Origin of the sequence: Caenispirillum bisanense (genome assembly GCF_900230255.1) — a bacterium.
Taxonomy (GTDB): domain Bacteria; phylum Pseudomonadota; class Alphaproteobacteria; order Rhodospirillales; family Rhodospirillaceae; genus Caenispirillum; species Caenispirillum bisanense_A.
This window is the reverse complement of sequence record NZ_OCNJ01000002.1, coordinates 579,870-602,173: the sequence shown is the minus strand read 5'-3', so window position 1 is coordinate 602,173 and position 22,304 is coordinate 579,870. Positions and strand designations below refer to the sequence as shown.

The 22,304-nt window shown below is 70.4% G+C and carries 19 protein-coding genes; 1 reads left to right on the top strand and 18 read right to left on the bottom strand.

Features of this window, described 5'->3' with window-relative positions:
- Positions 1–113: 113 nt before the first annotated feature.
- From CRP50_RS07370 to CRP50_RS07340, 8 genes are all read right to left on the bottom strand, one after another.
- On the bottom strand, positions 114–749 hold the full coding sequence (locus tag CRP50_RS07370; RefSeq protein WP_097278324.1) for a LysE family translocator: 636 nt from the start codon (positions 747–749) through the stop codon (positions 114–116).
- A gap of 108 nt (positions 750–857) precedes the next feature.
- The gene (locus CRP50_RS07365) at positions 858–1,541 is read right to left on the bottom strand and encodes an NnrU family protein (protein ID WP_097278323.1); all 684 of its coding nucleotides are present in this window, start codon (positions 1,539–1,541) and stop codon (positions 858–860) included.
- Positions 1,542–1,588: 47 nt separating this feature from the next.
- The gene (locus CRP50_RS07360) at positions 1,589–1,993 is read right to left on the bottom strand and encodes a tellurite resistance TerB family protein (protein ID WP_097278322.1); all 405 of its coding nucleotides are present in this window, start codon (positions 1,991–1,993) and stop codon (positions 1,589–1,591) included.
- Between the two features lie 144 nt (positions 1,994–2,137).
- On the bottom strand, positions 2,138–2,827 hold the full coding sequence (locus CRP50_RS07355; RefSeq protein WP_176525068.1) for a nucleotidyl transferase AbiEii/AbiGii toxin family protein: 690 nt from the start codon (positions 2,825–2,827) through the stop codon (positions 2,138–2,140).
- The gene (locus CRP50_RS25005) at positions 2,805–3,167 is read right to left on the bottom strand and encodes a hypothetical protein (protein WP_141415080.1); all 363 of its coding nucleotides are present in this window, start codon (positions 3,165–3,167) and stop codon (positions 2,805–2,807) included. Before CRP50_RS25005 ends, CRP50_RS07355 begins: the two co-directional genes overlap by 23 nt.
- 72 nt (positions 3,168–3,239) lie before the next feature.
- Positions 3,240–6,005 carry an ATP-dependent DNA helicase gene (locus CRP50_RS07350; RefSeq protein WP_097278320.1) on the bottom strand — a complete coding sequence of 922 codons (2,766 nt, stop codon included), beginning with the start codon at positions 6,003–6,005 and terminating at the stop codon, positions 3,240–3,242.
- A 71-nt stretch (positions 6,006–6,076) separates the two neighbouring features.
- Complete coding sequence (locus CRP50_RS07345; protein WP_217992000.1) at positions 6,077–6,355, bottom strand: type II toxin-antitoxin system RelE/ParE family toxin; 279 nt, start codon at positions 6,353–6,355, stop codon at positions 6,077–6,079.
- 9 nt (positions 6,356–6,364) lie between these two features.
- Positions 6,365–6,586 (bottom strand): TA system antitoxin ParD family protein, encoded by a 222-nt coding sequence (locus CRP50_RS07340; protein WP_097278319.1) that lies wholly within the window; start codon positions 6,584–6,586, stop codon positions 6,365–6,367.
- Between the two features lie 143 nt (positions 6,587–6,729).
- Between CRP50_RS07340 and CRP50_RS07335 the strand changes: the two genes are divergently transcribed.
- A complete protein-coding gene (locus CRP50_RS07335) occupies positions 6,730–8,331 on the top strand; it encodes a lysine--tRNA ligase (RefSeq protein ID WP_097278318.1) in 1,602 nt (533 codons plus the stop codon).
- 58 nt (positions 8,332–8,389) lie between these two features.
- Here CRP50_RS07335 and CRP50_RS07330 read toward each other — a convergent pair whose 3' ends face one another.
- The 10 genes from CRP50_RS07330 to CRP50_RS07285 form a co-directional block, all read right to left on the bottom strand.
- On the bottom strand, positions 8,390–8,974 hold the full coding sequence (locus tag CRP50_RS07330) for a hypothetical protein (protein ID WP_097278317.1): 585 nt from the start codon (positions 8,972–8,974) through the stop codon (positions 8,390–8,392).
- Between the two features lie 92 nt (positions 8,975–9,066).
- Positions 9,067–11,532 carry an FtsK/SpoIIIE family DNA translocase gene (locus CRP50_RS07325; protein ID WP_245913392.1) on the bottom strand — a complete coding sequence of 822 codons (2,466 nt, stop codon included), beginning with the start codon at positions 11,530–11,532 and terminating at the stop codon, positions 9,067–9,069.
- Between the two features lie 22 nt (positions 11,533–11,554).
- A complete protein-coding gene (locus CRP50_RS07320; RefSeq protein WP_097278316.1) occupies positions 11,555–12,748 on the bottom strand; it encodes an aminotransferase class I/II-fold pyridoxal phosphate-dependent enzyme in 1,194 nt (397 codons plus the stop codon).
- 155 nt (positions 12,749–12,903) lie between these two features.
- Positions 12,904–14,919, bottom strand: a complete 2,016-nt coding sequence (locus CRP50_RS07315; RefSeq protein ID WP_097278315.1) for a methyl-accepting chemotaxis protein — start codon at positions 14,917–14,919, stop codon at positions 12,904–12,906.
- Positions 14,920–15,058: 139 nt separating this feature from the next.
- The gene (locus CRP50_RS07310) at positions 15,059–15,979 is read right to left on the bottom strand and encodes a DMT family transporter (RefSeq protein WP_097278378.1); all 921 of its coding nucleotides are present in this window, start codon (positions 15,977–15,979) and stop codon (positions 15,059–15,061) included.
- A 58-nt stretch (positions 15,980–16,037) separates the two neighbouring features.
- Positions 16,038–16,451, bottom strand: coding sequence for an NAD(+)--rifampin ADP-ribosyltransferase (gene arr / locus CRP50_RS07305; RefSeq protein ID WP_245913391.1), 414 nt, complete (start codon positions 16,449–16,451; stop codon positions 16,038–16,040).
- 32 nt (positions 16,452–16,483) lie between these two features.
- On the bottom strand, positions 16,484–18,094 hold the full coding sequence (locus tag CRP50_RS07300) for an ABC transporter ATP-binding protein (RefSeq protein ID WP_217991999.1): 1,611 nt from the start codon (positions 18,092–18,094) through the stop codon (positions 16,484–16,486).
- The gene (locus CRP50_RS07295) at positions 18,091–19,128 is read right to left on the bottom strand and encodes an ABC transporter permease (RefSeq protein WP_097278313.1); all 1,038 of its coding nucleotides are present in this window, start codon (positions 19,126–19,128) and stop codon (positions 18,091–18,093) included. The genes CRP50_RS07300 and CRP50_RS07295 overlap by 4 nt, the downstream gene beginning before the upstream one ends.
- A gap of 11 nt (positions 19,129–19,139) precedes the next feature.
- Positions 19,140–20,243 (bottom strand): microcin C ABC transporter permease YejB, encoded by a 1,104-nt coding sequence (locus CRP50_RS07290; protein WP_097278312.1) that lies wholly within the window; start codon positions 20,241–20,243, stop codon positions 19,140–19,142.
- Positions 20,244–20,264: 21 nt separating this feature from the next.
- The gene (locus CRP50_RS07285; protein ID WP_176525067.1) at positions 20,265–22,187 is read right to left on the bottom strand and encodes an extracellular solute-binding protein; all 1,923 of its coding nucleotides are present in this window, start codon (positions 22,185–22,187) and stop codon (positions 20,265–20,267) included.
- Between the last annotated feature and the right edge of the window lie 117 nt (positions 22,188–22,304).

Here is a 22,304-nt window from a genome sequence, read left to right as displayed (position 1 = left end):
GTTCTTGTGGGTGTCCCTCAGGCGCCGGGCGCGGACCTCGCGGCCCGCTTGGCTCACGCGGCAGGGGCCGCGCGGCGCGGTCGCGCCGTAGTGGCGCAAGATCCGGGGCTCAGTCAGCGCCGGTTCCACAGGCCCGGCAGGCTGGCCGCCAGGGCGTTGACGGCGAAGCCGACGAACAGGGCGCCGGTGGCGCGGATGATCCAGATGTCGAAGCGGCGATAGACTGCCTTCAGTCCCGACAGGCCCGTCAGCCACACCAGGATCACATCGGCGACCAGGAACCCGGCGAAGGCCGCCAGGATCAGCTCCGGCGCGGCCGCCCAGGTCAGCGAGTCGGCCCGGTCGGCGAGCAGCGCGGTGAACATCGCCACCGCCACCGGATAGCCCTTCGGGTTGGTCACGCCGAACAGCAGGCCGCGGCGGAAGGGCGTGCGGGTGTTGAAGCCGCCCGCCGACTCGTCGCCCTTGCGCACCATCAGCGCCCGCACCCCGAGATACATGAGGTAGGCACCGCAGGCCACGCCCAGCACGTCGAACACCAGCGGCCCGACGCTGCGCGCGCCGATGATGGCCGTCAGCGCCATCACCGTCCACAGCACGTCGCCCACCAGATGCCCGGAGAGAAACCCGAAACTCGCCCGCCGCCCCTGGCTGACCCCGATGCCTAGGACGGCGAGAAACGCCGGCCCCGGCGTCAGCACATAGACGGCCCCGGCGGAGGCGGCGAGCAGGAGGATCATGAAGTCCATGAGGCGGTCCTTGCGGCGTTCTGAAGCGGTTGCATCACATGAGACGATAGCCGCATTCGTGGCGCCGCGCATCGGACAGATGCGGATGTGGGACGATCCCTGGTGAGGTCACCCGCCCGGCAGCGGCGACACCCCGAACAGCGCCCGGTGGGACATCAGCACCACGGCAAACAGCACCAGGCCGACGAGGATCTTCACCGGCCCGACTTCGCGCAGGGTCGTGCGGGCGCGGCCCTGGATCATGGCGAGGAACGGCGTGCGCGACGACGCCGCCGCCAGCCGTGCGAAGCCGTTGGGCACCTCGCGCGCCTTGCGGTGGTCGAGCAGCACCATGCCGGCCTGGGCGACCAGCAGGATCGTGCCGAACAGCAGGATGGACGCGAGGTCGCCGTTGGCCAGCAGGTGCGCCACCGCCCACAGGGTGAAGGCCCACATCATGGGATGGCGGGTGACGGCGAAGATGCCGGGCGCGCGGCCCTCCTCCAGCGCCCGGCCGCCGGTGACGGCGGTCGGGTTGGGGCTCGCGACGGCCAGCACCAGCAGCACGAAGGCGAGCGGCACCAGGATGAGCGACAGATGGCGCAAACCGACCGGCGGCTCCCAGACCGCCACGTAGGGCGCATCGCCGTAGGCAACCCCCATCCACACCAGGGCGGCGAGCGACACGGCGGAATAGAGCCCGCGATAGCCCTGCTCGCCGACCAGCCGGATCAGGGCGGGTCGCGCCGCCGTCGGGCTCACCAGCAGGTGGGGAACGATGAACGCCACGCAGGCGAGCACGAGTTGCAGCATGGCGGTCGTTCCCCTTGTTCTGGTCTTCCGGTCCCGCCGAACGGACGTCAGGCCTTGCGGTGGCGAACCACGGCACCGCGCTCGATGGCGGCGGCGATGAGGCGGTCGACCTCCAGCTCGTGGCGCACCAGCTCGAGGATGCGAAGCTCCTCCTGCTTGAGCTGGCCGTCGGACACGGCGACGTCGACGGCGAGCGCGTAGGCGGTTTCGTTCAGCTTGTCGGGCAGGGCGTCGCGCACCATGGTCAGCGCGTCGTCGAGGCCGTTCTCGCGCGACAGCAGCTGGCCGCAATCCTCGGCGATGGTGGTGATGTGCTCGGGGTCGAAGTCGCGGAAGATGGGCAGGGACTGGACGATGTTGCCCATGGCGCGCAACTCCTCGTCCTTCAGGTCACCGTCCGCCGCGGCGGTCATGACCATGGTGTAGATGAGGGCGTCGTGATGGCTGATCATGCGGAAGTCACTCCTGGTTGGGCCTCAGTCCAGTCCCCCCGGACCGCCTGCCGACTGTAACGCCCGAAGGCCCACCGCGGTCAAGCGCGACCGGGTGAAGGCGCGGACACAAGTGCTTGAGAGATGGGGCCAACGGGCGTGGGGTCAATGGGGGTCGGGGAGACCGGCGAAAACGTCGCGCACGATCGTCAAGCAGTCGTCACGGATGTCGACGAATTCGGGGTAGGCGTCGACCCGCAGCGCGATCTCCGTCGCGAAGTCCGCCGAGAATTCGGCCAGGCGGACGCGAATCGCCTCGACCTGCCCCCGGTGCAGCACAGCGAGAGCCGCCGCCACCTCCTCCGGCTCGACGGCTGCGACGGCGGCCAGATCGAAGACGTCGCGCGGCTGGAGTCGGCGCCCGCGGTAAGCCAGCTTCTTCGCCAGAATTTCCCGCGGCCGCTCGACACGGATCGGCCAGCCCGGCAGCGGCTCGGGATCCAGCCCGGCCGCAGGATCGAACAGCGGTGCTGCGGCGATGATGTCGATTTCCTGCAGGCCGATCACCAGCTTCACCGACGCCGCATCCTCGGCATAGTCGGGAAACAGATCGCCCGCCGCGTCGTTGAACCGCGGCGAGCACGCCCGCACGATGCGGACGTCCGGCACGAACAGATCGAGGTCCCGGCTACGGCGGTGCCGGTACCGGCGCAACAGCATGGAGCCGCCGCCGACCTGGACGAAGTTCGCGACGTCCTCGTCCGGGCAGGCCTCCGCCATTACGATGCGGGCCAGATCCACCAAACGCTTCCAGTCGTCGTTGTGGGGACCGTCAGGAACGGGAAAGGAGCTCATGGAGGTGCTCCTGCAGGTCGTTCCGGTGCAGCCGCGGCCCATGCCGCTCCAAAGCGCCCACCGCGCGCGCGAGATCCTGCGCCGTCACGCCATGGGTGTCGCAGAACCGCAAGATCAGGTCCATGGGTGCTTCGGCCAGCAGTCGCTCCACCTGGGGCCAGATGTCCGCCGGCGGCACTTCCGCGCGCAGGGCGGCGGCCAGAACACCGGCCCGGACCACCGCCGGGAACGGGACGTTGACGAATGCCTCCACCACGGCATCGACCGATCCTCGCCGGCGCGACGGGCGCGGCGGCGGCCGGTAGCGGGCGAGAACCGCCTCGGCGATGGGATGAGCCATGGTGCAATCCTCCACGTCAGGAGGTGCAGTTTGCACCAGCAGAGGTGCAGGCGGCAACAGCCACCCCCGCTCCTACCCCCCGAAGAACCCGCGCGTCTCGCGCACCGCCTCGGCGAGGCCCACCCGCTCCACCCGCACGCCCTCGGGAAAGGCCCCCAGCAGGCGGGTCGGCATCATGGGGTCGAGCAGCACGAACACCCCGCGGTCGTCCGACTGCCGCACCAGCCGTCCGAAGGCCTGCTTCAGGCGCAGGCGGGCGATCATGTCGTCGTAGGCCTTGCCGCCGAAGTGCGCCCGCCGCGCCTTGTGCAGGATGTCCGGGCGCGGCCACGGCACGCGGTCGAAGACAGCGAGGCGCAGGCTGTGGCCCGGCACATCGACACCGTCGCGCAGGGCATCGGTGCCGAGCAGGCAGGCGTGTTCCTCGCCGCGGAAGATCTCCACCAGCGTCGCCGGGTCCATGCCGTCCACATGCTGGGCGTGCAGCGGGATGTGGGCGTTGTCGAGCGCCGGGGCGATGCGTTCATGCACCGCCCGCAGGCGCGAGATGGCGGTGAACAACCCGAGCGCCCCGCCGCCCGAAGCCAGGAACAGCTCCCGATAGGCCGCCGCCACCTGGTTCATGTCGTCCTTGCGCACGTCGGTTACGACGAAGACGCGCGTCTGCGCCGGGTAGTCGAAGGGCGACGGCACCGCCGCCCGCACCGCCGGGGCCGCCAGATGAATGGCGCCGGTGCGCCGTTCCGCCGCCGCCCAGTCGGACTCGTCGTCGCCCGAGCCGTCGCGCAGGGTGGCAGAGGTGACCAGCACCCCCTGGGCCGGTTCCACCACCGTCTTGGCGAAGGGCAGCGTCGGGTCGATCCAGTGGCGGTGCATGCCGATGTCGACGTCGCGGCCGTCGATGCGGTCGAGGGCGAACCAGTCGACGTAGGCGGGCGGCGTCTCCTCGCCCAGGCTCGCCAGCATGCCCCGCCAGGCGGTGACGGGCATGAGCGCCCGCCGCTCCAGGCTCTTCATCAGGCTTTCCATGCGCAGGCGCTGGGCGGCGTCGAGGTCCGCCGCCTCGTCGTCGAGCCGCGCCTCCAGAGCCTTGCAGAGCGCTTTCAGCGGCTCCTCCAGGCGGCCGAGCGCCGTCTCCAGCGCTACCGCCGCCTCCAACAGGCCGGGGATGGGGGCGGCGGTCTCGGTCTCCAGGCTGTAGGGGCCGCGCGGATCGGGGCTGCGGGCGTAGATCTGCTCGCGCACCAGGGCGAGGAACTTCTCGGTGTGGCCGTGCGGCTGGCCGTCGTGCACGCGCATGGTCCACGACGGGCCGGGCAGGATGCGCGCCGCATGCAGGATCTCCTGCAGGGCGTCGGCCGCCGCCTGGCTTTCCGCCACCAGGTCCTCCGCCCGCCGCTTCAGGCCGCGGGCGCGCGAGCGGGTGGTGTCGCCCTCCGCCCCCAGCAGCCAGCGGCGCAGCTCCGCCGTCTCGAAGCCGGTGAGGTGGGCGGAGAAGGCGCTGTCGGCGGCGTCGAAGACGTGGTGCCCTTCGTCGAACACGTAGCGGGTCGGCAGCAGGCGCTCGTCCAGCCCGCCGAGCGCCGCCTGCACCATGACCAGCGCATGGTTGGCGACCACGATGCGGGCCCGCCGGGCGCGACGCACGGCACGCTCGATGAAGCACTTGTCGTAGTGGGCGCAGGCCGAGAACACGCACTCGCCCCGCCGGTCGGCGAGGCCCAGGGTGCGGGGCTTGCCGAGGATGTCGGTCAGCCAGCCGGGGAAGTCGCCGCCCACCAGGTCGCCGTCGCGGGTCGCCAGCGCCCACCGCGCCATGAGCCCGAGGGCCACCGTCTGCCGCGGGTCGCGGCCGAGGCCCATGATGGCTTCCTCCAGGTTCAGGAGGCACAGGTAGTTCTCCCGCCCCTTGCGCACCACGACGCGGATGGCCTTGTCGGCCGGGTCGGGGCACAGGCGGTCCAGCTCGGCGTCGAGCTGGCGCTGCAGGTTGCGGGTGTAGGTGGCGATCCACACCGCGCCCTCGTTCACTTCCGCCCAGACGCTCGCCGGGGCGATGTAGCCGAGGGTCTTGCCGACGCCGGTGCCGGCCTCGGCCAGCACGAGGCGCGGCTCGCCCTCGCGGTCGCGCGGCTGGAAGGCGGCGGTGACGGCGCTGGCGTATTCCGCCTGCGGCGCCCGTTCCTCGGCGAAGGGACCGAGCAGGGTACTGAGGCGGGCGCGCGCCTGTTCGGGCGAGACCGGCGTGTTGCCCGGCGCCGGCTCGGGCGCGTGTTCCGAGGTTTCCGGCAGCCGTTCCCACACCCGCAGGCCGGCGGCGACGTTGGCGCGGTGCGGCGCATCGCCGTGCACGCCGATGGCGGCGAGCACCGCCGGCGCCCAGCCCCAGCCCGCCTGTCCCATGCCCCAGGCGAGGTCGCGCATGGCGCCCTGGGCCTTGGGCGCGCAGGTGGCGGCCTCGCGCAGCAGGCGGCGGATGATCTCGATGACGGCGGGCGCCTCGTCCTCCAGGCTCGCCGGGCGCGGCAGGCCGACCGCCTCCGCCAGGCCGCGCACGGTGGGCAGACAGAAGGCGGCGGGGCGGATGAAGGCGAACAGCTCCAGCACGTCGAAGGCGTGGAACGGATCGGTACGCAGGCGCGTGCCGACGGCCGGCGCATGCACCAGGATCGGCCGCTCGCGCCTAGCCCGCTGCGCCGCCTGATCGAGGCGCAGAGTGGCGAGTTCGCCGTCGGGCGTCAGCATCACCGCATGTCGCAGGCCCGCCACGAGCACCGGGCTCGGCGGGATCACGAGGCGCGGCTGGCGCGCCGCATCGGCGGGTGCGTCGGCGGTCATGGCGGCGGAGTATAGTGCGCAGGTGCGGCGGATGCACCTGCGGGGTGGGCGGAGGCGGAGGCGCCGCCTGCTTAATCCCGCTTCAGGTCGCGGTAGAAGTTCTCGTGGGTGCCGATGGCCTGCAGCGTGATGGTGCCGCCGTCGTCGCTGACGGAGTAGGCCAGCAGCATCTGCGTTGCCTGATAGCGGTACTTGTGGACCCGCGTTCCGGCAAGGTCACCGACCTTCATGTCCCCTACGGCAGGGTCGGCGACGACGGCCCGTATCGCATCGTGAAGGGCCGCCTTTTCGGCCGGCCGCATCTTTTTCGCCGCCTTCTGAAAGCGCGGCAGGGCGACGAGATGCGTCACGGCCTCGTCTCACTGGTCCAGGCTGTACGGCTCGGCGAGGCCGGCCTTCTCTTCTTCCTTCGCAAGAAGAATGTCCTGGATGAAGCTGCCCGGCAGGTCCGGGTTTTCCTCCGCCGCCTTGCCGATGCGCGCCCAGTGTTCGATCTGCTTCGACACCGAGCGATGCATGGCCGCGGCGTGCGGACGGGCCGCGTCGACGAGGTCGGTCGAGAGCTTCAGGGCGGTGGGCATGGCAGCGGTCTCCAAGGGGCCAGCACGGAGTATGGGGCCGCCGGTTTCATTCTGCAACCCGCTCCCCCCGCCATTGACGCACGGGCGCACGCGGCATAGCTTGGCGGCCTTCCCATCAACCCGTCTCATTGGAACAGACGAGAATGTCCGATCTCCGCGATCTCGCCCTCGCCTCGAACGCCTGGCCCTTCCAGGAGGCCCGCGTCCTGCTCGAGCAGCGGCTGAAGGGGGAGAAACCGGCGAAAGGCTTCGTGCTGTTCGAGACGGGCTACGGCCCCTCGGGCCTGCCGCACATCGGCACCTTCGGCGAGGTGGTGCGCACCACCATGGTGCGCCGCGCCTTCGAGCTGATCACCGGCGGCGACGTGCCGACGCGCCTGTTCGCCTTCTCCGACGACATGGACGGCCTGCGCAAGGTGCCCGACAACATCCCCAACAAGGATGTGGTGCGCGAGCACCTGGGCAAGCCGCTGACGCGCATTCCCGACCCCTTCGGCACGCACGAGAGCTTCGGCCACCACAACAACGCCCGCCTGCGCGGCTTCCTCGACAGCTTCGGCTTCGAGTACGAGTTCCAGTCGGCCACCGACTACTACATGTCGGGCAAGTTCGACGGCGGCCTGAAGCGCGTCAACGAGTGCTACGACGCCATCATGGACGTCATGCTGCCGACGCTCGGCGAGGAACGCCGCCAGACCTATTCGCCCTTCCTGCCGGTCAGCCCGACCACGGGCCGGGTGCTCCAGGTGGCCATCCTCGACCGTGACGTGGAGAACGGCCTCATCACCTTCGAGGACGAGGACGGCACCCGCGTCACCCAGTCCATCTACAAGGGCGGCTGCAAGCTGCAGTGGAAGTGCGATTGGGGCATGCGCTGGTACGTGCTCGGCGTCGACTACGAGATGTCGGGCAAGGACCTCATCCCGTCGGTGGAACTGGCGTCCAAGATCTGCCGCATCATGGGCGGCACGCCGCCGCAGAACCTGACCTACGAGCTGTTCCTCGACGACAAGGGGCAGAAGATCTCCAAGTCCAAGGGCAACGGCCTGTCGGTCGAGGAATGGCTGACCTATGCGCCGGACGAGAGCCTCGCGCTCTACATGTTCCAGAAGCCCAAGGCCGCCAAGCGCCTGTACTTCGACGTCATCCCGAAGGCCGTCGACGAATACCTGACGTGGTGCGAGAAGTTCCACGACCAGGAGCCCAAGGACAAGCTGGCGAACCCGGCGTGGCACATCCACAACGGCCAGCCGCCGGCCATGAAGGCGCACCTGTCGTTCGGCATCCTGCTGAACCTCGCGGGCGTGGCGCATTCCGACGACCCGGCGGTGCTGTGGCACTACATCACCCGCTACGCCCCGGACGCGAGCCCGGAAACGGCGCCCATGCTGGACCGGCTGGTGACCTATGCCATCCGCTACTACCGGGATTTCGTGCTGCCGTCCAAGGTCTACCGCAAGGCGACCGCGGCCGAGGTGGCGGCGCTGAAGGACCTGCGCGACGGCCTCGCCGCCGTGCCGGCCGAGCAGCGCACCGACGCCACCGAGCTGCAGAACATCGTCTACGCCGTCGGCAAGACCCACGCCGAGGTCTTCCCGGAACTGCGGGCCTGGTTCCAGTGCCAGTATCAGGTGCTGCTGGGCCAGGACCAGGGGCCGCGCATGGGCTCGTTCTACGCCCTCTACGGCGTAGACGAATCCATCGCGCTGCTGGACAAGGCCATCGCCGGCGAAGACATCGCGTAACCCTGCCGAGGGGACCGGCGGCGGCGCCTCGCTGCCGCCGGCCTCCCTCACCTCCCCGTCAGGGGCAGGGATGCGCCGGGTCGGACGGCTGGCAGACGGTCAGCGCCTTCAGGATGCTCACGGCTTCCTGCTTCTCCGCGTCGGCCAGGGTCGGCGGCTCGTCGCCGTCGAACGGCTCCATGCTCCACACCCGCTGCACCACATAGAGGTTGTCGTTGCCCTGCAGGGAGCGGAAGTAGGCGATCTCGCCGCCGCCGCTCTGGCTGTTGCGCGTGCACGCGGTCGCCCAGAAGGCCGAGGGGTAGCCGTTGGTCAGGCCGGTCTGCAGCTCGCTCGCCGTCGCGTCGTCGCAGGCGGCCTTCAGGGCGGAGACCGTGCGGTCGCGCAGGGCTTCGGCCGGCAGCGCCGTCATGTCGCGGTAGACCTGCAGGATCACCATGTCGCGCCACCCTTGCGCCGACTGCCCCTGCGGCACGAAGGTGATCATGTCGACGTTCTGCTGGCGGGCGCGGTCGGCCTCCTGCCAGCGCGGCGGAATGGCGAAGCCGTAGACCTCCGGCTGGCGCGTCGCCTGCTGGGCGGCCGCCTCGGCGGTCGCCGCCAGGGTGAGCGTCAGGGCGAGGGCCGCCGCGATGCGTCGCATGTCTCCGTCTCCTCCGTCGGGTCGGGCGTCACTGTCGCGGGAAACGCCCACGGCCGCAAGAGGGATGGCGGGTGCCGGCAAACGGGCCGCCGTCAGTCCATCTCGACCATGGGCGGGGCGAGCACCTCGCGCTTGCCGACGTGGTTGGCGCGGCTGACCACGCCTTCCTTTTCCATGCGCTCGATGATGCGGGCGGCGCGGTTGTAGCCGATCTGCAGGTGGCGCTGCACGAAGCTGGTGGAGGCCTTGCGCTCGCGGCACACCAGCGCCACGGCCTGGTCGTAGAGGTCGTTGCCGCCCTCCTCGCCCCCTGCCCCGCCACCGCCGGCGCCGAAACCGGGGATGGCGGCCATGGCCTCCTCGTCTTCCTCGGTGACGCTGTCGACGTAGTCGGGTTCGCCCTGGTCGCGCAGGTGACCCACCACCCGCTCCACGTCCTCGTCGGAAATGAACGGTCCGTGCACGCGGCTGATGCGCCCGCCGGCCGCCATGTAGAGCATGTCGCCCTGGCCCAGCAGCTGCTCCGCCCCCTGCTCGCCCAGGATGGTGCGGCTGTCGATCTTGCTGGTGACCTGGAAGCTGATGCGGGTGGGGAAGTTGGCCTTGATGGTGCCGGTGATGACGTCGACGCTCGGGCGCTGGGTCGCCATGATGAGGTGGATGCCGGCGGCGCGCGCCATCTGGGCGAGGCGCTGGATGGCCGCCTCCACGTCCTTGCCGGCGACCAGCATGAGGTCGGCCATTTCGTCGACGATGACGACGATGAAGGGCAGCGGCTTGAGGTCGAGCGCCTGCTGCTCGAACACCGGCTTGCCCGTCTCGGCATCGAAGCCGGTCTGCACGGTGCGGGTCAGGCCCTTGTCCGTCTTCAGCGCCTCGGCGACCTTGGCGTTGTAGCCGGCGATGTTTCGCACACCCAGCTGGCTCATCAGCCGGTAGCGGTTCTCCATCTCGCGCACCGCCCACTTGAGCGCCACCACCGCCTTGCCGGGGTCGGTCACCACCGGCGCCAGCAGGTGCGGGATGCCGTCGTAGACCGACAGTTCCAGCATCTTGGGGTCGATCATGATGAAGCGGCACTGGTCCGGCGTCAGGCGGTAGAGCAGCGAGCAGATCATGGTGTTCACCGCCACCGACTTGCCCGAGCCGGTGGTGCCGGCGATGAGCAGGTGCGGCATGCGGGCGAGGTCGACGTACTGCGGCCCGCCGCCGATGTCCTTGCCGAGGGCGAGGCACAGCGCCTGGCCGGTCTTGTGGAAGTCGTCGGCCGCCACCAGCTCGCGGAAGGCCACCATCTCGCGGCGCGCGTTGGGCAGCTCGATGCCGATGACGCTGCGCCCGGGAATGACGGCGATGCGCACCGACACCGCCGCCATGGAGCGCGCGATGTCGTCGGCCAGCCCGATGACACGGCTGGTCTTGGTGCCTGGCGCCGGCTCCAGTTCGTAGAGCGTCACCACCGGGCCGGGCCGCACCTTCACGATCTGACCGTTGACGCCGAAGTCCGACAGCACGCCTTCCAGCATGCGGGCATTGTTGGACAGCGCCTCCTCGTCCAGGCGGCCGCTGCCGCTGGTGTCGGGCGGGGTCAGCAGGTCGAGGGGCGGATGCACCCAGCCCTCGTGCGGGTCGGGCGGCAGCAGCGAGCCCTGCCGCGACTCCAGTTCGCGCTTGGACGGCGCCGCCGGGCGCGGCCGCGCGACCACCAGGTCGGGCACCGGCGCGACGGGTTCCGGCGGGGTCGGCTGCGGCGCACCGAGGATGGGCTCGCGGCGGCCGGTGACGGTCGGGTCGACGCGGCGGCGGCGCTCGCGGCGCGGCTCTTCGGGCACGGGGGTGGCGGCGGCCTCCTCGCGGCGGCGGGCGAGCGCCTCCTTCGCCTTGCCGCCGAGGCCGAGCACGGCGTCCGGCGCCCCGCGCACCGAGGCCAGGGCGCGGCGCCATTCGTCGAAGCGCACGTGCGCCACCCACAGGAACAGCAGCGCCCCGGCCGCGCCGCCGATGGCGGCGATCAGGCCGGCGCTCTCGCCCCCCAGGGTGACGGCGGAGCGCAGCAGGAGCGCGCCCGCCGCGCCGCCGAGGCCCGCAGCGATGGGCCACTCGGGCGGCTTCGGCAGGGCGCCCAGGCCGAGGCTGAGCAGGATGGCGCAGGCGATGAGGCCGACCGTGCGCAGCCACACGGCGCTGACGTGCTGGCCCGAGATCAGCCGCACGCCCCACGATAGCACGGCGAGCAGCGGCAGCACGGCCGCCAGCCCGAAGCTCTGCAGCAGGAGGTCCGACAGGGTCGCGCCGAACAGGCCGAGTGCGTTGAGCGGCGCCCGGGCGCTGGCGGTGTTCCACGACGGATCGCCGGGGGTGTGGGTGAGCAGCGCCGTCGCCACCACGCCGGCGGCCACCACCAGCGCGAGGCCGACCAGCCGCAGGCCCATGCCGCGCGCCGCCGTCACCAGCTCGGGCGGCAGCAGGCGGCTGGTCAGGGCCCGTGCCGCGCCGGAGCCGGAACCAGGGCCGGGGCCGGGAGCGCGGGAGGAGCTGGGACGCGGCTTGCGGGCCATGGGCGCGGTGTCTCTCTCCGGGTCAGAGGGTGCGGGCGATGCGGGCGAGCGCCTCTTCCACCACCGCCGGCTCGTGCACCAGGGCGATGCGGATGTAGCGGGCGCCGGCGTTGCTGCCGTCGGGCGCGTCGCGGGTCAGGTAGCGGCCGGGCAGCACCTTGATGCCGGCCTCGGCCCACAGGCGGCGGGTGACCGCCTCGCCGTCGCCGACGTCGAGCCACAGGAAGAAACCGCCTTCCGGCGCCACCCGGTCCCGCCCCAGCACCGGGCCGAGGATGCGGTCGGCGGCGGCCATCTTGGCCTGGTATTTGGCGCGGCTGTCGGCGACATGCGCCTCGTCGTCCCACAGGGCGGCGGCGGCGGCCATGAGCGGCACCGGCGTCGCCGCGGCGGCGTAGCTGCGCAGGCGCGAGAAGCGGGCGAGCACGGCGGCATCGCCGATCACTGCGCCGGAGCGCATACCGGCGGCGCTGGAGCGCTTGGACAGGCTGTTGAACACGACCACGTTGTCGAGCGAGCCACCCAGGTCGCGGCAGGCTTCCAGCACGCCCGGCGGCGGTGTCTCGCGCCAGATCTCGGAATAGCACTCGTCGGCGACCAGCAGGAAATCGTGGGCGCGGGCGAGGCGCACCAGTTCCTTCCAGGTCTCCAGCGGCGCCACCGCCCCTTGCGGGTTGGCCGGCGAGCAGAAGAACACCATGGCGGCACGGTCGAGCACGTCGCGGCTGAGCGCGGTGACGTCGGGCAGGAAGCCGGTGGCCTCCTCGGCCGGCAGCATGACCGGCTCGGCGCCGTTCATCACCGCCGAGGCGAGGTAGACCTGGTAGAAGGGGTTGGGCATGAGCACCAGCGGCGTGCGCTGGCCGGGCACCGTCGGCACCGCCACCTGACCGATCATGTACAGCGCCTCGCGCGTGCCGCCCACCGGCAGCACGTTGCGGCCGGGATCGACCATGCCGTCGGGCAGGTGGAAACGGCGGGTCGCCCAGGCGGCGATGCTGGCGCGCAGCTCGGGCGTGCCGGCGACGGGCGGGTAGCGGTTCCAGCCGCCGGTCTTTGCCACCGTCTCGGCGATGAGCGCGGGCGCGGCATGCTGCGGCTCGCCGATGGACATGACGAGGCCGCCGTCGGCGGGCGGCGTCACGTCCTCCAGCAGGGCCGCGAGGCGCTGGAACGGGTAGTCGGTGAGCAGGTCGAGGCGCTGGTTGAAGGTCATCGGACAACGTTCTGAGGACAAACCGGAAACGACGATACCGCCGCCGCGACTCGGGAGCAAGCGACGCGGCCGTGACAAAGCGAAAAACGACGAAAGGGGCGGGGCGCCGGATGGTGCCGGCGCCCCGCCCCTCTACGTCGTCGCGTCGTCCCGCCTCAGGCGGCGCGGACGCCGGCCAGGAATTCCTGCACCACGTGGCGCAGCTGTTCCGACTGCTGGGCGAGCTGGCCCGAGGCATCGAGCACCTGCCCCGCCGCATGGCCCGCCTCGCCGGCGGCCTGGGTGACGCCGGCGATGTTGGCCGTCACCTCGTTGGTGCCGGCGCTCGCCTCGTTGGTGTTGCGGGCGATCTCGTGGGTCGCCGCGTTCTGCTCCTCCACCGCCGAGGCGATGGCCGAGGCCACCTGGCTGATCTCGCCGATCACCTTGCCGATGCCCTCGATGGCCGTCACGGCGCTCTCGGTCTCGTGCTGGATGCCGGTGATCTGCTGGGCGATGTCCTCGGTCGCCCGGGCGGTCTGGTTGGCGAGGCTCTTCACTTCGTTGGCGACCACCGCGAAACCCTTGCCGGCGTCGCCGGCGCGGGCCGCCTCGATGGTGGCGTTCAGCGCCAGCAGGTTGGTCTGGTCGGCGATGTCGGTGATGAGGTCGACCACCTCGCCGATGCGCTGGGCACTGGCGGCGAGGCCGCGCACCACCTCGTTGGTCCGCTCGGCATCCTCGGCGGCCTGGCGCGACATGGTGGCCGACTGGTTCACCTGGCGGCCGATCTCCGAAATTGAGGACGACAGTTCCTCGGCCGCGCTCGCCACCGTCTGCACGTTGGTCGAGGCCTGGTCGGCCGCGGCCGCCACGGCGGTGGCCTGGCGCGCCGTTTCCTCGGCGATGGACGACATGCTCTCGGCGGTGGACTGCAGCTCGGTGGACGCCGAAGCGACGGCGCCGAGCACGTTGGACACGTCGGCGTCGAAGCGCTTGGTGAGCGATTCGATCACCTGGGCGCGCCGTTCGCGGGCCGCCCGATCGCGCTCCTGCGCTTCCGCCAGTTCCTTGGCGCGGATCATGTTCTCCTTGAACACCTGCACGGCGGCGGCCATTTCGCCGACCTCGTCCTTGCGGCCCTGGGCGGGGACCTCGGTGCCGTGGTCGCCGTCGGCGAGGCGGCGCATGGCGGTGGTCATGGACGTCACCGGCCCCGCGATGCCGCGGCCGATGGCGAAGGCGGCCAGCGCACCGACGACCAGCGCCACGATGCCGAGCACGACGGCGACGGTGGTGGCGGTGGATATGCTGGAGGCGACCTGCGGACCCAGCGTGTCCTGGCGATCCTTGATGGACAGCTTCATGCGTTCGACGTCGTCGCCGACCTTGGGGCCGACCACGTCGAGAGTGTTCCGCACCACGTCGTTGCGGGCGCGGATGGCGGCGCCGGCGGCGGCGAACTGGGCCGTATAGGCCGCGGACACGTCGGCCGCTGTGGTCGCGAGGCCGCGCCGTTCCGGGTTCTGCAGTTCGGCCACCAGTTCGTCCAGGCGCTGGTCGAAGATCTGCTTTTCCTGCGTCACACGGTCGAAGGCGGCGTCGGAGTTGTCGACCAGGAAGCGGTTGACGTAGAGACGCGCCAGCAGCAGGTGGCGCAGCGTCACGCCGGCGCGGAAGGCGGCGTCGGCGTCACCATCGCGGAAGGCGCTTTCCATGATGCCGTAGAGGGCGCGCTCCATCTGCGGCCCCAGCTCGTTCAGCTTGTCGACGGCGGCGTTGCGGGACGCCTGATGGCCGACGACGGTCTCGAAGGCCTTCACGTAGGCGACGATGCCGCCCTGCACCTCTTCCAGGATGTCGCGGTTGGTGGCGTCGGCGGGATCGAGCAGCGTCTGCGCGTCCTCGGCCAGCTTGACGGTGGCGGCGCTGCGCTCGCGCACGATCCTGACGCTTTCCTCGTCGCCGCGGATGAGGAAATCCTTGGCCCCCATGCGGGTCGACAGCATGTTGGCCTGGACGCGGCCCACTTCGTTGTTCAAGCGCGCCAGTTGCCGATACTCGCCGAAGGCGTCCCCGACGGTCTGCAGCGCGACGACGCCGACGACCGCGGTCACCACCAGAAGGACGAGCACGATGACGAAGCCGAGCGACACCTTCGCCCGGACCTTCATGTTGTCCAACAGTCCCATACCCCCTACTCCCCCATACGCGCACGGCCCGTGCCCGCACACCGGGCCGCCGCTCAGGCAAAACACAGACAGCCGATATTACTCTTCGGGATAGGGAATGGGTAGATATCCATAGGTCGATTCAGGATTACCCGATCGTTCAGCGGCGAGAGACCACCAGGGCGACTCCGGCCACCGCGACGCCCATGCCCACCAGGGCCACCGGACCGAGGGTCTCGCCGAACAGGCCCCAGGCCGTCACCGCCGTCACCGGCGGCACGAGGTAGAACAGGCTGGCGGTGCGGGCGGCCTCGCCGCGGCGGATGAGCATCATGAGCAGGCTGATGGCGCCGAGTGACAGCACCACCACCAGCCAGCCGAGCGCGAAGACGAACTCGCCGGTCCACTGCACCGCGCGCGTCTCCACCGCCAGGGCGGCGACGCCCACCACCGCGGCGGCGGCCACATACTGGATGAAGGTGCCGAGCCGCAGGTCGATGCCGCCGCCGAAGCGCTTCTGGTAGAGCGTGCCGGCGGTGATGCCGAGCAGCGCCAGCACCGCCCCCACCAGCGCCACCGGATCGAGCGCCCCGACGCCGGTGCCGACCAGCTTCTCGCCCACCACCATGCCGACGCCGCCGAGGCCGAGCACCAAGCCGAGCCACTGGCGCCCGGTCACCCGCTCGCCCAGCAGCGGCCCGACGGCGACCGCCGTCAGCAGCGGCTGCACGCCCACCACCAGCGCCGCGACGCCGGCCGACAGGCCCTGCTCGATGGCCCAGAACACGCCGCCGAGGTAGACGCCGTGCACCAGGGCGCCGGTCACCAGCTGGTGGCCGGCGGCGCGCCAGCCGGTCCAGCCGCCGCGCGCCGCCACCGCCAGCGGCGCCAGCAGCACCAGTACGGCGGCGAAGCGGATGAACAGGAAGGTGAAGGGCTCGGCGTAGGGCAGGCCGAACTTGGCGCCGATGAACCCCGTCGACCACAGCAGCACGAACAGAACCGGCATCGCCCGCACGAACAGCGGCGGCGAGGCAGGGGTGGCGGCGGGCGCGGCGGGGGCGTCGGGGCGGGAGCTCATGGCCCGCATGATGCGGGCGCGCCGCCGCCGCGGCAAGAGCCGCTTCGATCCCCCCGCTTCAGTCGATCGCCTCGATGCCCTGCCGCTTCAGCTCCTCGATATGATCCTTCATCGCCTGCACCCGCTCGGGCGGATGGCCCTGCCACTCGGCGACCTCGCCGACGATGCGCAAGGGCTCGCGGGATCGGTAGGACTTGGTCGGGTTGCCGGGGAACTTCTTGTCGGTCAGGTTCGGGTCGTCCTCGATGGGCCCGGTCGGCTCGACGATGTAGATCCGCTGCCGCCCCTCCCCTTGCGCCAGTTCGGCGCCCCAGATGGCGGCGTCCAGCGTCGCCGTCAGATACACCCACGAGGCCGCCTTGCGGGCGCCGTAGTTGGACCGGTTGCCCGGCCCGATGAGATCGCCCGGGCGCAGGTCCGCGCGCGTGCCGTGATAGTAAACGACGGAATCGCCGTCGCCGCCTGCCGTCACGGTGTCGGCTCCGATGGAGGAAGGACGAGGGGTCAAAGCTCCAGCGCGAAGGCCGCCTTGATGAGGGCGCGGGTGTAGTCCTGCTCCGGCGCCTCGAAGATGCGGTCGGCGGGGCCGGCTTCCACCACGTGGCCGTCCTTCATCACCAGGATGGTGTCGGCCAGCGCCCGCACCACCCGCAGGTCGTGGCTGATGAACAGGTAGGCGAGGCGGTGGCGCGCCTGGATGTCGCGCAACAGGTCGACGATCTGCGCCTGCACCGAGACGTCGAGCGCCGAGGTCGGCTCGTCCAGCACCATGAAGCGCGGCTTCAGCGCGAGCGCGCGGGCGATGGCAATGCGCTGGCGCTGACCGCCGGAGAACTCGTGCGGGTAGCGGTTGCGGGTCTCGGGGTCGAGCCCGACCTCGCGCAGCGCCTCGGCCACCAGGCGGTCGCGGTCGGCCTCGTCGGCGCCGATGCCGTGCAGTTCCAGCCCCTCGCCGACGATCTGCGCCACCGACATGCGCGGGCTCAGGGAGCCGTAGGGGTCCTGGAACACCACCTGCATCTCGCGCCGCAGGGGCCGCAGGCGGCGGCGCGGCAGCTCGTCGATGCGCTCGCCCTGGAAACGGATCGGCCCCATGGACCCGATGAGCCGCAACAGGCCGAGCGCGAGCGTCGTCTTGCCCGACCCGGACTCGCCGACCACGCCCACCGTCTGGCCCTCGCGCACCGCCACCGTCACCCCGTCCACCGCCTTCACGTGGTCGACGGTGCGGCGGATGATGCCCTTCTTGATGGGGAACCAGACCTTCAGGTCGTCGGCCGCCATTACCTCCGGCGCGTCCACCGGCGGGCGCGGCGGGGCACCCTTGGGCTCGGCGGCCATGAGCATGCGGGTATAGGGGTGCTGCGGCCGTTCCAGCACGTCGGCGACGGGGCCGCGTTCCACCACCTCGCCGTCCTTCATGACGCAGACGTCGTCGGCCATCTTGCGCACCACCGTCAGGTCGTGGGTGATGAACAGGATGGCCATGCCGAAGCGGGCCTGAAGATCCTTCAGCAGCTTCAGGATCTGCGCCTGGATGGTGACGTCGAGCGCCGTCGTCGGCTCGTCGGCGATGAGCACGTCGGGCTCGTTGGCGAGCGCCATGGCGATCATCACGCGCTGGCGCTGGCCGCCCGACAGCTCGTGCGGCAGGGCGTTCAGGCGGCTCTCGGCGTTGCGCAGGCCGACCAGGTCCAGCAGTTCCAGGATGCGCGCCCGCGCCGCGCCGCCCGTCAGCCCCTTGTGGATGGCCAGGATCTCGCCGATCTGCCTCTCGATGTTGTGCAGCGGGTTGAGCGACGTCATGGGCTCCTGGAACACCATGGCGATGCGGTTGCCGCGCACCGTGCGCAGCACCCGGTCGGAGGCGCCGAGCAGTTCGGTGTCCTCCATCCTGATGGAGCCGCCGGGATGCCACGCCAGCGGATAGGGCAGCAGTTGCAGCACCGACAGCGCCGACACCGACTTGCCGGACCCCGACTCGCCCACCAGCGCCAGCGTGCGCCCCCGGTGCAGGTCGAAGGAAACGCCGCGCACGGCGTTCACCTGGGCGCCCTCGCGCCCGAAGGCGACGTGCAGGTCGCGTACCGAAAGAATGGGATCGCCCGCCATCATGCCACCCGTTTGCGCGGGTCGAAGGCGTCGCGCACCGCCTCGCCGACGAAGACCAGCAGCGACAGCATGACCGCCATCACCATGAAGCCGGTGATGCCGAGCCACGGCGCCTGCAGGTTCTCCTTGCCCTGGCGCAGCAGGTCGCCGAGCGACGGGCTGCCCGGCGGCAGGCCGAGGCCGAGGAAGTCGAGCGCCGTCAGGCTGACGATGGCGCCCGACAGGATGAAGGGCGCGAAAGTCAGCGTCGCCACCATGGCGTTGGGCAGCACGTGGCGCACCATGATGCGGGCGTCGTCCATGCCCAGCGCCTTGGCGGCGCGCACGTAATCGAAGTTGCGCGCCCGCAGGAATTCGGCCCGCACCACGCCGACCAGCGCCGTCCACGAGAACAGCAACAGGATGACGAGCAGCGTCCAGAAGCTCGGCGCGATGACGCTCGACAGGATGATGAGGATGAACAGCTGCGGCAGGCCGCTCCACACCTCCAGGAAGCGCTGGAAGATGAGGTCGAGCCAGCCGCCGAAGTAGCCCTGCACGGCGCCGGCGACGATGCCGATGACCGCCGAGACCAGCGTCAGGATCAGCCCGAACAGCACCGACAGGCGGAAGCCGTAGATGAGCCGCGCCATGACGTCGCGCCCCTGGTCGTCGGTGCCGAGCCAGTGGCGGGCGTCGGGCGCGCTCGGTGCCGGCTGGCCGAGCATGCGGTCCGACGACTGGTAGTCGAAGGGGATGAGCGGCCACACCATCCAGCCCTTCTCGGCGATCAGCTCCTGCACCGCCGGGTCCTGATAGTTGGCTTCGGTCGGGAAGAAGCCGCCGAACTCGGTTTCCGGGTAGGACACGAAGACCGGGAAGTGGGCCTTGCCGTCGTACCACACGAAGACAGGCTCGTCGTTGGCGAGGAACTCGGCGAACAGGCTGAGCGTGAACAGGACGAGGAAGATCCACAGCGACCAGAAGCCGCGTCGATTGGCCGTGAAGCGGGCCAGCCGGCGGCGGGTGATGGGGCTGAGGGTGGGGAGCAGAGCCATGCGGTCGCGCCTCACGTGCTCTGGGCTTCGAAGGTGATGCGCGGATCGACCATGTGGTAGGTGATGTCGCTGACCAGGTTGAGCAGCAGGCCGATGAGGCCGAAGACGTAGAGCGTGCCGAACATCACCGGGTAGTCGCGGTTGATGGTCGCCTCGAACCCGAGCAGCCCGAGCCCGTCGAGGGAGAAGATCACCTCGATCAGCACCGAACCGGTGAACAGCATGGTCACCAACGCCGCCGGGAAGCCGGCGATGATGAGCAGCATGGCGTTGCGGAAGACGTGGCCGTACAGCACCTGGCGCTCGTTGAGGCCCTTGGCGCGGGCGGTGATGACGTACTGCTTGTTGATCTCTTCGAGGAAGCTGTTCTTGGTCAGCATGGTCAGGCCGGCGAAGCCGCCGATGACCATGGCCGTCACCGGCAGGGCGAGGTGCCAGAAGTAGTCGACGATGCGCATGGGCCACGACAGGTCGGCCCAGTCGTCCGACGTCAGCCCGCGCAGGGGGAACCAGTCGAAGTAGCGGCCGCCGGCGAACAGCACGATCAGCAGGATGGCGAACAGGAAGGCCGGCACCGCATAGCCGACGATGACCACGCCCGACGTCCAGGTGTCGAACCGCGAGCCGTCGCGCACCGCCTTCATCACCCCGAGCGGCACCGACACCAGATAGATGATGAGCGTCGACCAGATGCCGAGGGAGGCCGAGACCGGCAGTTTCTCCCAGATCAGCTCCAGCACGCTGCGGTCGCGGTAATAGCTCTCGCCCAAATCGAAGGTGGCGTAGTTCTTGATCATCAGCCAGAAGCGCTCGTGCGCCGGCTTGTCGAAGCCGAACTGCTTCTCGATCTCGGCGATGAACTCGGGCGGCAGGCCCTGGGCGCCGCGGTAATCGCTGCCGCTGCCGCCGTCGCCCTGCTGCCCGCCCCCGCTCGCCATCTCGCCGCCGCCGCCGGTGATGCGGGCGGTGGCCTCGACGCCGGTGCCCTGGATGCGGGCGATCATCTGCTCCACCGGCCCGCCGGGAGCGAACTGCACGATGACGAAGTTGATCAGGATGATCCCGAACAGCGTCAGCGGAATGAGCAGCAGGCGGCGGACGATGTAGGCGACCATGGAGTCTGTGCGCTCCCCGCCTTACTGCGCCGCGGGAGCGGCGGCGGCCGGATCGGGCGCCTTGTCCGCTTCCTTCTTCTGCTCGGCGGCGACGCGGCCGTCCTTCTCGGGCACCACCCACCACGACATCAGGTCGATGCCGCGCATGGGCCGCGCCTCGGGGTAGCCGAACTTGTCCCAGAAGGCGATGCGCTGCACCGGGCTGTGCCAGTGCGGGATGACGAGGTGCTTCCACTGCAGCACACGGTCGAGCGCCCGCACCCGCGTCACCAGCGACTCGCGGTCGGGCGCCTGCACCACCTGCTCGATGAGGCGGTCGACGGCCGGGTCCTGCACGCCGGCATAGTTGCGGCTGCCCGGCTGGCTGGCGGCCTGGCTGCCCCAGAACTCGCGCTGCTCGTTGCCCGGCGACAGCGACTGCCCCCAGATGCTGGTCGCCATGTCGAAGTCGAAGTCGCGCATGCGGTTGACGTATTGCGCCGTATCCACCGTGCGCACCGTGGCGTCGATGCCGAGCGTCTTGAGGTTCTCCACGAAGGGCAGCGACACGCGCTCGAAGGTCGGGTCGACCAGCAGGATCTCGAAGGCGAGCGGCTTGCCCGTCTCCTTGTTCACCATCTTGCGGGTCTTGGGGTCGACCTCGTAGCCGGCCTTCTGCAACAGGCCGAAGGCGGTGCGCAGGTTGTCGCGGATGTTGCCGGACTCGTCGCCCTTGGGCGGCGTGTAGACCTCGGTGAAGACGCGCTCGGGCAGTTGCGCCCGCAGCGGCTCCAGGATCTCCAGTTCCTCCGGCGACGGCAAGCCTTCGGCCGCCAGCTCGGAGTTGTCGAAGTAGCTGTTGGTGCGGGCGTAGAGGCCGTAGAACAGCGTCGCGTTGGTCCACTCGAAATTGAAGGCGTAGGCCAGCGCCTCGCGCACCAGCGGGTTCTGGAACACCGGCCGGCGCATGTTCATGACGTAGCCCTGCATGCCCGACGGCAGGTCGTTGTCGAAGGTCTCCTTCTTCACCAGCCCCTGGTGGAAGGCCGGGAAGTCGTAGCCGACGGACCAGTTCTTGGCCGAGTTCTCCACCCGCAGGTCGTAGGCGCCGGCCTTGAAGCCCTCCAGCGCCACGGTGCGGTCGCGGTAGTAGTCGTAGCGGATGCGGTCGACGTTGTAGCGCCCGACGTTCACCGGCAGGTCCTTGCCCCAGTAGTCGTCCACCCGCTCGAAGGTGATGTAGCGGCCGGGCTCGAAGGCGCCGATGCGATAGGGGCCGGAGCCGAGCGGCGGCGTCAGGGTGGTCGCCGTCGGGTCGTTGCCCTCCTTCTCCCAGTAGTGCTTGGGCATCACCGGCAGCTGGCCGAGGATGAGCGGCAGCTCGCGGTTGGCGGTGCCGTCGAACAGGAAGGTCACCTGGTGCTCGCCGGTCTTCACCACGTCCTTCACGGTGGCGTAGTAGAAGCGGTAGAGCGGGTCGCCCTTCTCGGTGAGGAAGCGGAACGTCCAGACGACGTCTTCCGGCGTGATGGGCTCACCGTCGTGGAAGCGGGCCTTCGGGTTCAGGTTGAACGCCACCCAGCTGCGGTCTTCCGGCATCTGGATCGTCTCGGCGATCTGGCCGTACTCGCTGAAGGGCTCGTCCTCGGCGGGCGCGAGCAGCGTGTCGTAGATCATGCTGACGCCGGCCGCCGGCGTGCCCTTGGTGATGTAGGGGTTGAAGGTGTCGAAGGTGCCGGTGGTGAACAGCCGCATCTCGCCGCCCTTGGGGGCGTTCGGGTTCACGTAGTCGAAATGGGGGAAGCCGTGGGTATAGCGCGGCTCGCCGTGCATGGCGACGCCGACCACGGGCTCGACGGCGGCGATGTCAGGAAGTTGCGGCGTCTCCTGCGCCTTGTCCTGGGCGGCGGCGGCCGAAGCGAACCCGGCGGTGGCCACGGCGGCGAACACGAGGCGGCGGAGCATGCGGTGCAAGACGTCCCTCCCTGACGGAACCCACTGACCCTTATGGGATAAGGGGATAGTGGGTCCCCGCGGCGGCTGGCGCAAGCCGCTGGTGCCATTTTTCGACCGGTTCCCAGG

What these genes read in the sequence shown, in the direction of transcription:
- CRP50_RS07365 (WP_097278323.1), bottom strand. Translation starts at nt 1,541, where the DNA reads ATGCTGCAACTCGTGCTCGCCTGCGTGGCGTTCATCGTTCCCCACCTG.
- CRP50_RS07355 (WP_176525068.1), bottom strand. Translation starts at nt 2,827, where the DNA reads ATGAGCTCCTTTCCCGTTCCTGACGGTCCCCACAACGACGACTGGAAG.
- CRP50_RS07315 (WP_097278315.1), bottom strand. Translation starts at nt 14,919, where the DNA reads ATGGGACTGTTGGACAACATGAAGGTCCGGGCGAAGGTGTCGCTCGGC.
- CRP50_RS07330 (WP_097278317.1), bottom strand. Translation starts at nt 8,974, where the DNA reads ATGCGACGCATCGCGGCGGCCCTCGCCCTGACGCTCACCCTGGCGGCG.
- CRP50_RS07290 (WP_097278312.1), bottom strand. Translation starts at nt 20,243, where the DNA reads ATGGTCGCCTACATCGTCCGCCGCCTGCTGCTCATTCCGCTGACGCTG.
- CRP50_RS07325 (WP_245913392.1), bottom strand. Translation starts at nt 11,532, where the DNA reads ATGGCCCGCAAGCCGCGTCCCAGCTCCTCCCGCGCTCCCGGCCCCGGC.
- CRP50_RS07300 (WP_217991999.1), bottom strand. Translation starts at nt 18,094, where the DNA reads ATGATGGCGGGCGATCCCATTCTTTCGGTACGCGACCTGCACGTCGCC.
- CRP50_RS07350 (WP_097278320.1), bottom strand. Translation starts at nt 6,005, where the DNA reads ATGACCGCCGACGCACCCGCCGATGCGGCGCGCCAGCCGCGCCTCGTG.
- CRP50_RS25005 (WP_141415080.1), bottom strand. Translation starts at nt 3,167, where the DNA reads ATGGCTCATCCCATCGCCGAGGCGGTTCTCGCCCGCTACCGGCCGCCG.
- CRP50_RS07310 (WP_097278378.1), bottom strand. Translation starts at nt 15,979, where the DNA reads ATGAGCTCCCGCCCCGACGCCCCCGCCGCGCCCGCCGCCACCCCTGCC.
- CRP50_RS07360 (WP_097278322.1), bottom strand. Translation starts at nt 1,993, where the DNA reads ATGATCAGCCATCACGACGCCCTCATCTACACCATGGTCATGACCGCC.
- CRP50_RS07340 (WP_097278319.1), bottom strand. Translation starts at nt 6,586, where the DNA reads ATGCCCACCGCCCTGAAGCTCTCGACCGACCTCGTCGACGCGGCCCGT.
- CRP50_RS07320 (WP_097278316.1), bottom strand. Translation starts at nt 12,748, where the DNA reads ATGACCTTCAACCAGCGCCTCGACCTGCTCACCGACTACCCGTTCCAG.
- CRP50_RS07370 (WP_097278324.1), bottom strand. Translation starts at nt 749, where the DNA reads ATGGACTTCATGATCCTCCTGCTCGCCGCCTCCGCCGGGGCCGTCTAT.
- CRP50_RS07295 (WP_097278313.1), bottom strand. Translation starts at nt 19,128, where the DNA reads ATGGCTCTGCTCCCCACCCTCAGCCCCATCACCCGCCGCCGGCTGGCC.
- CRP50_RS07285 (WP_176525067.1), bottom strand. Translation starts at nt 22,187, where the DNA reads ATGCTCCGCCGCCTCGTGTTCGCCGCCGTGGCCACCGCCGGGTTCGCT.
- CRP50_RS07335 (WP_097278318.1), top strand. Translation starts at nt 6,730, where the DNA reads ATGTCCGATCTCCGCGATCTCGCCCTCGCCTCGAACGCCTGGCCCTTC.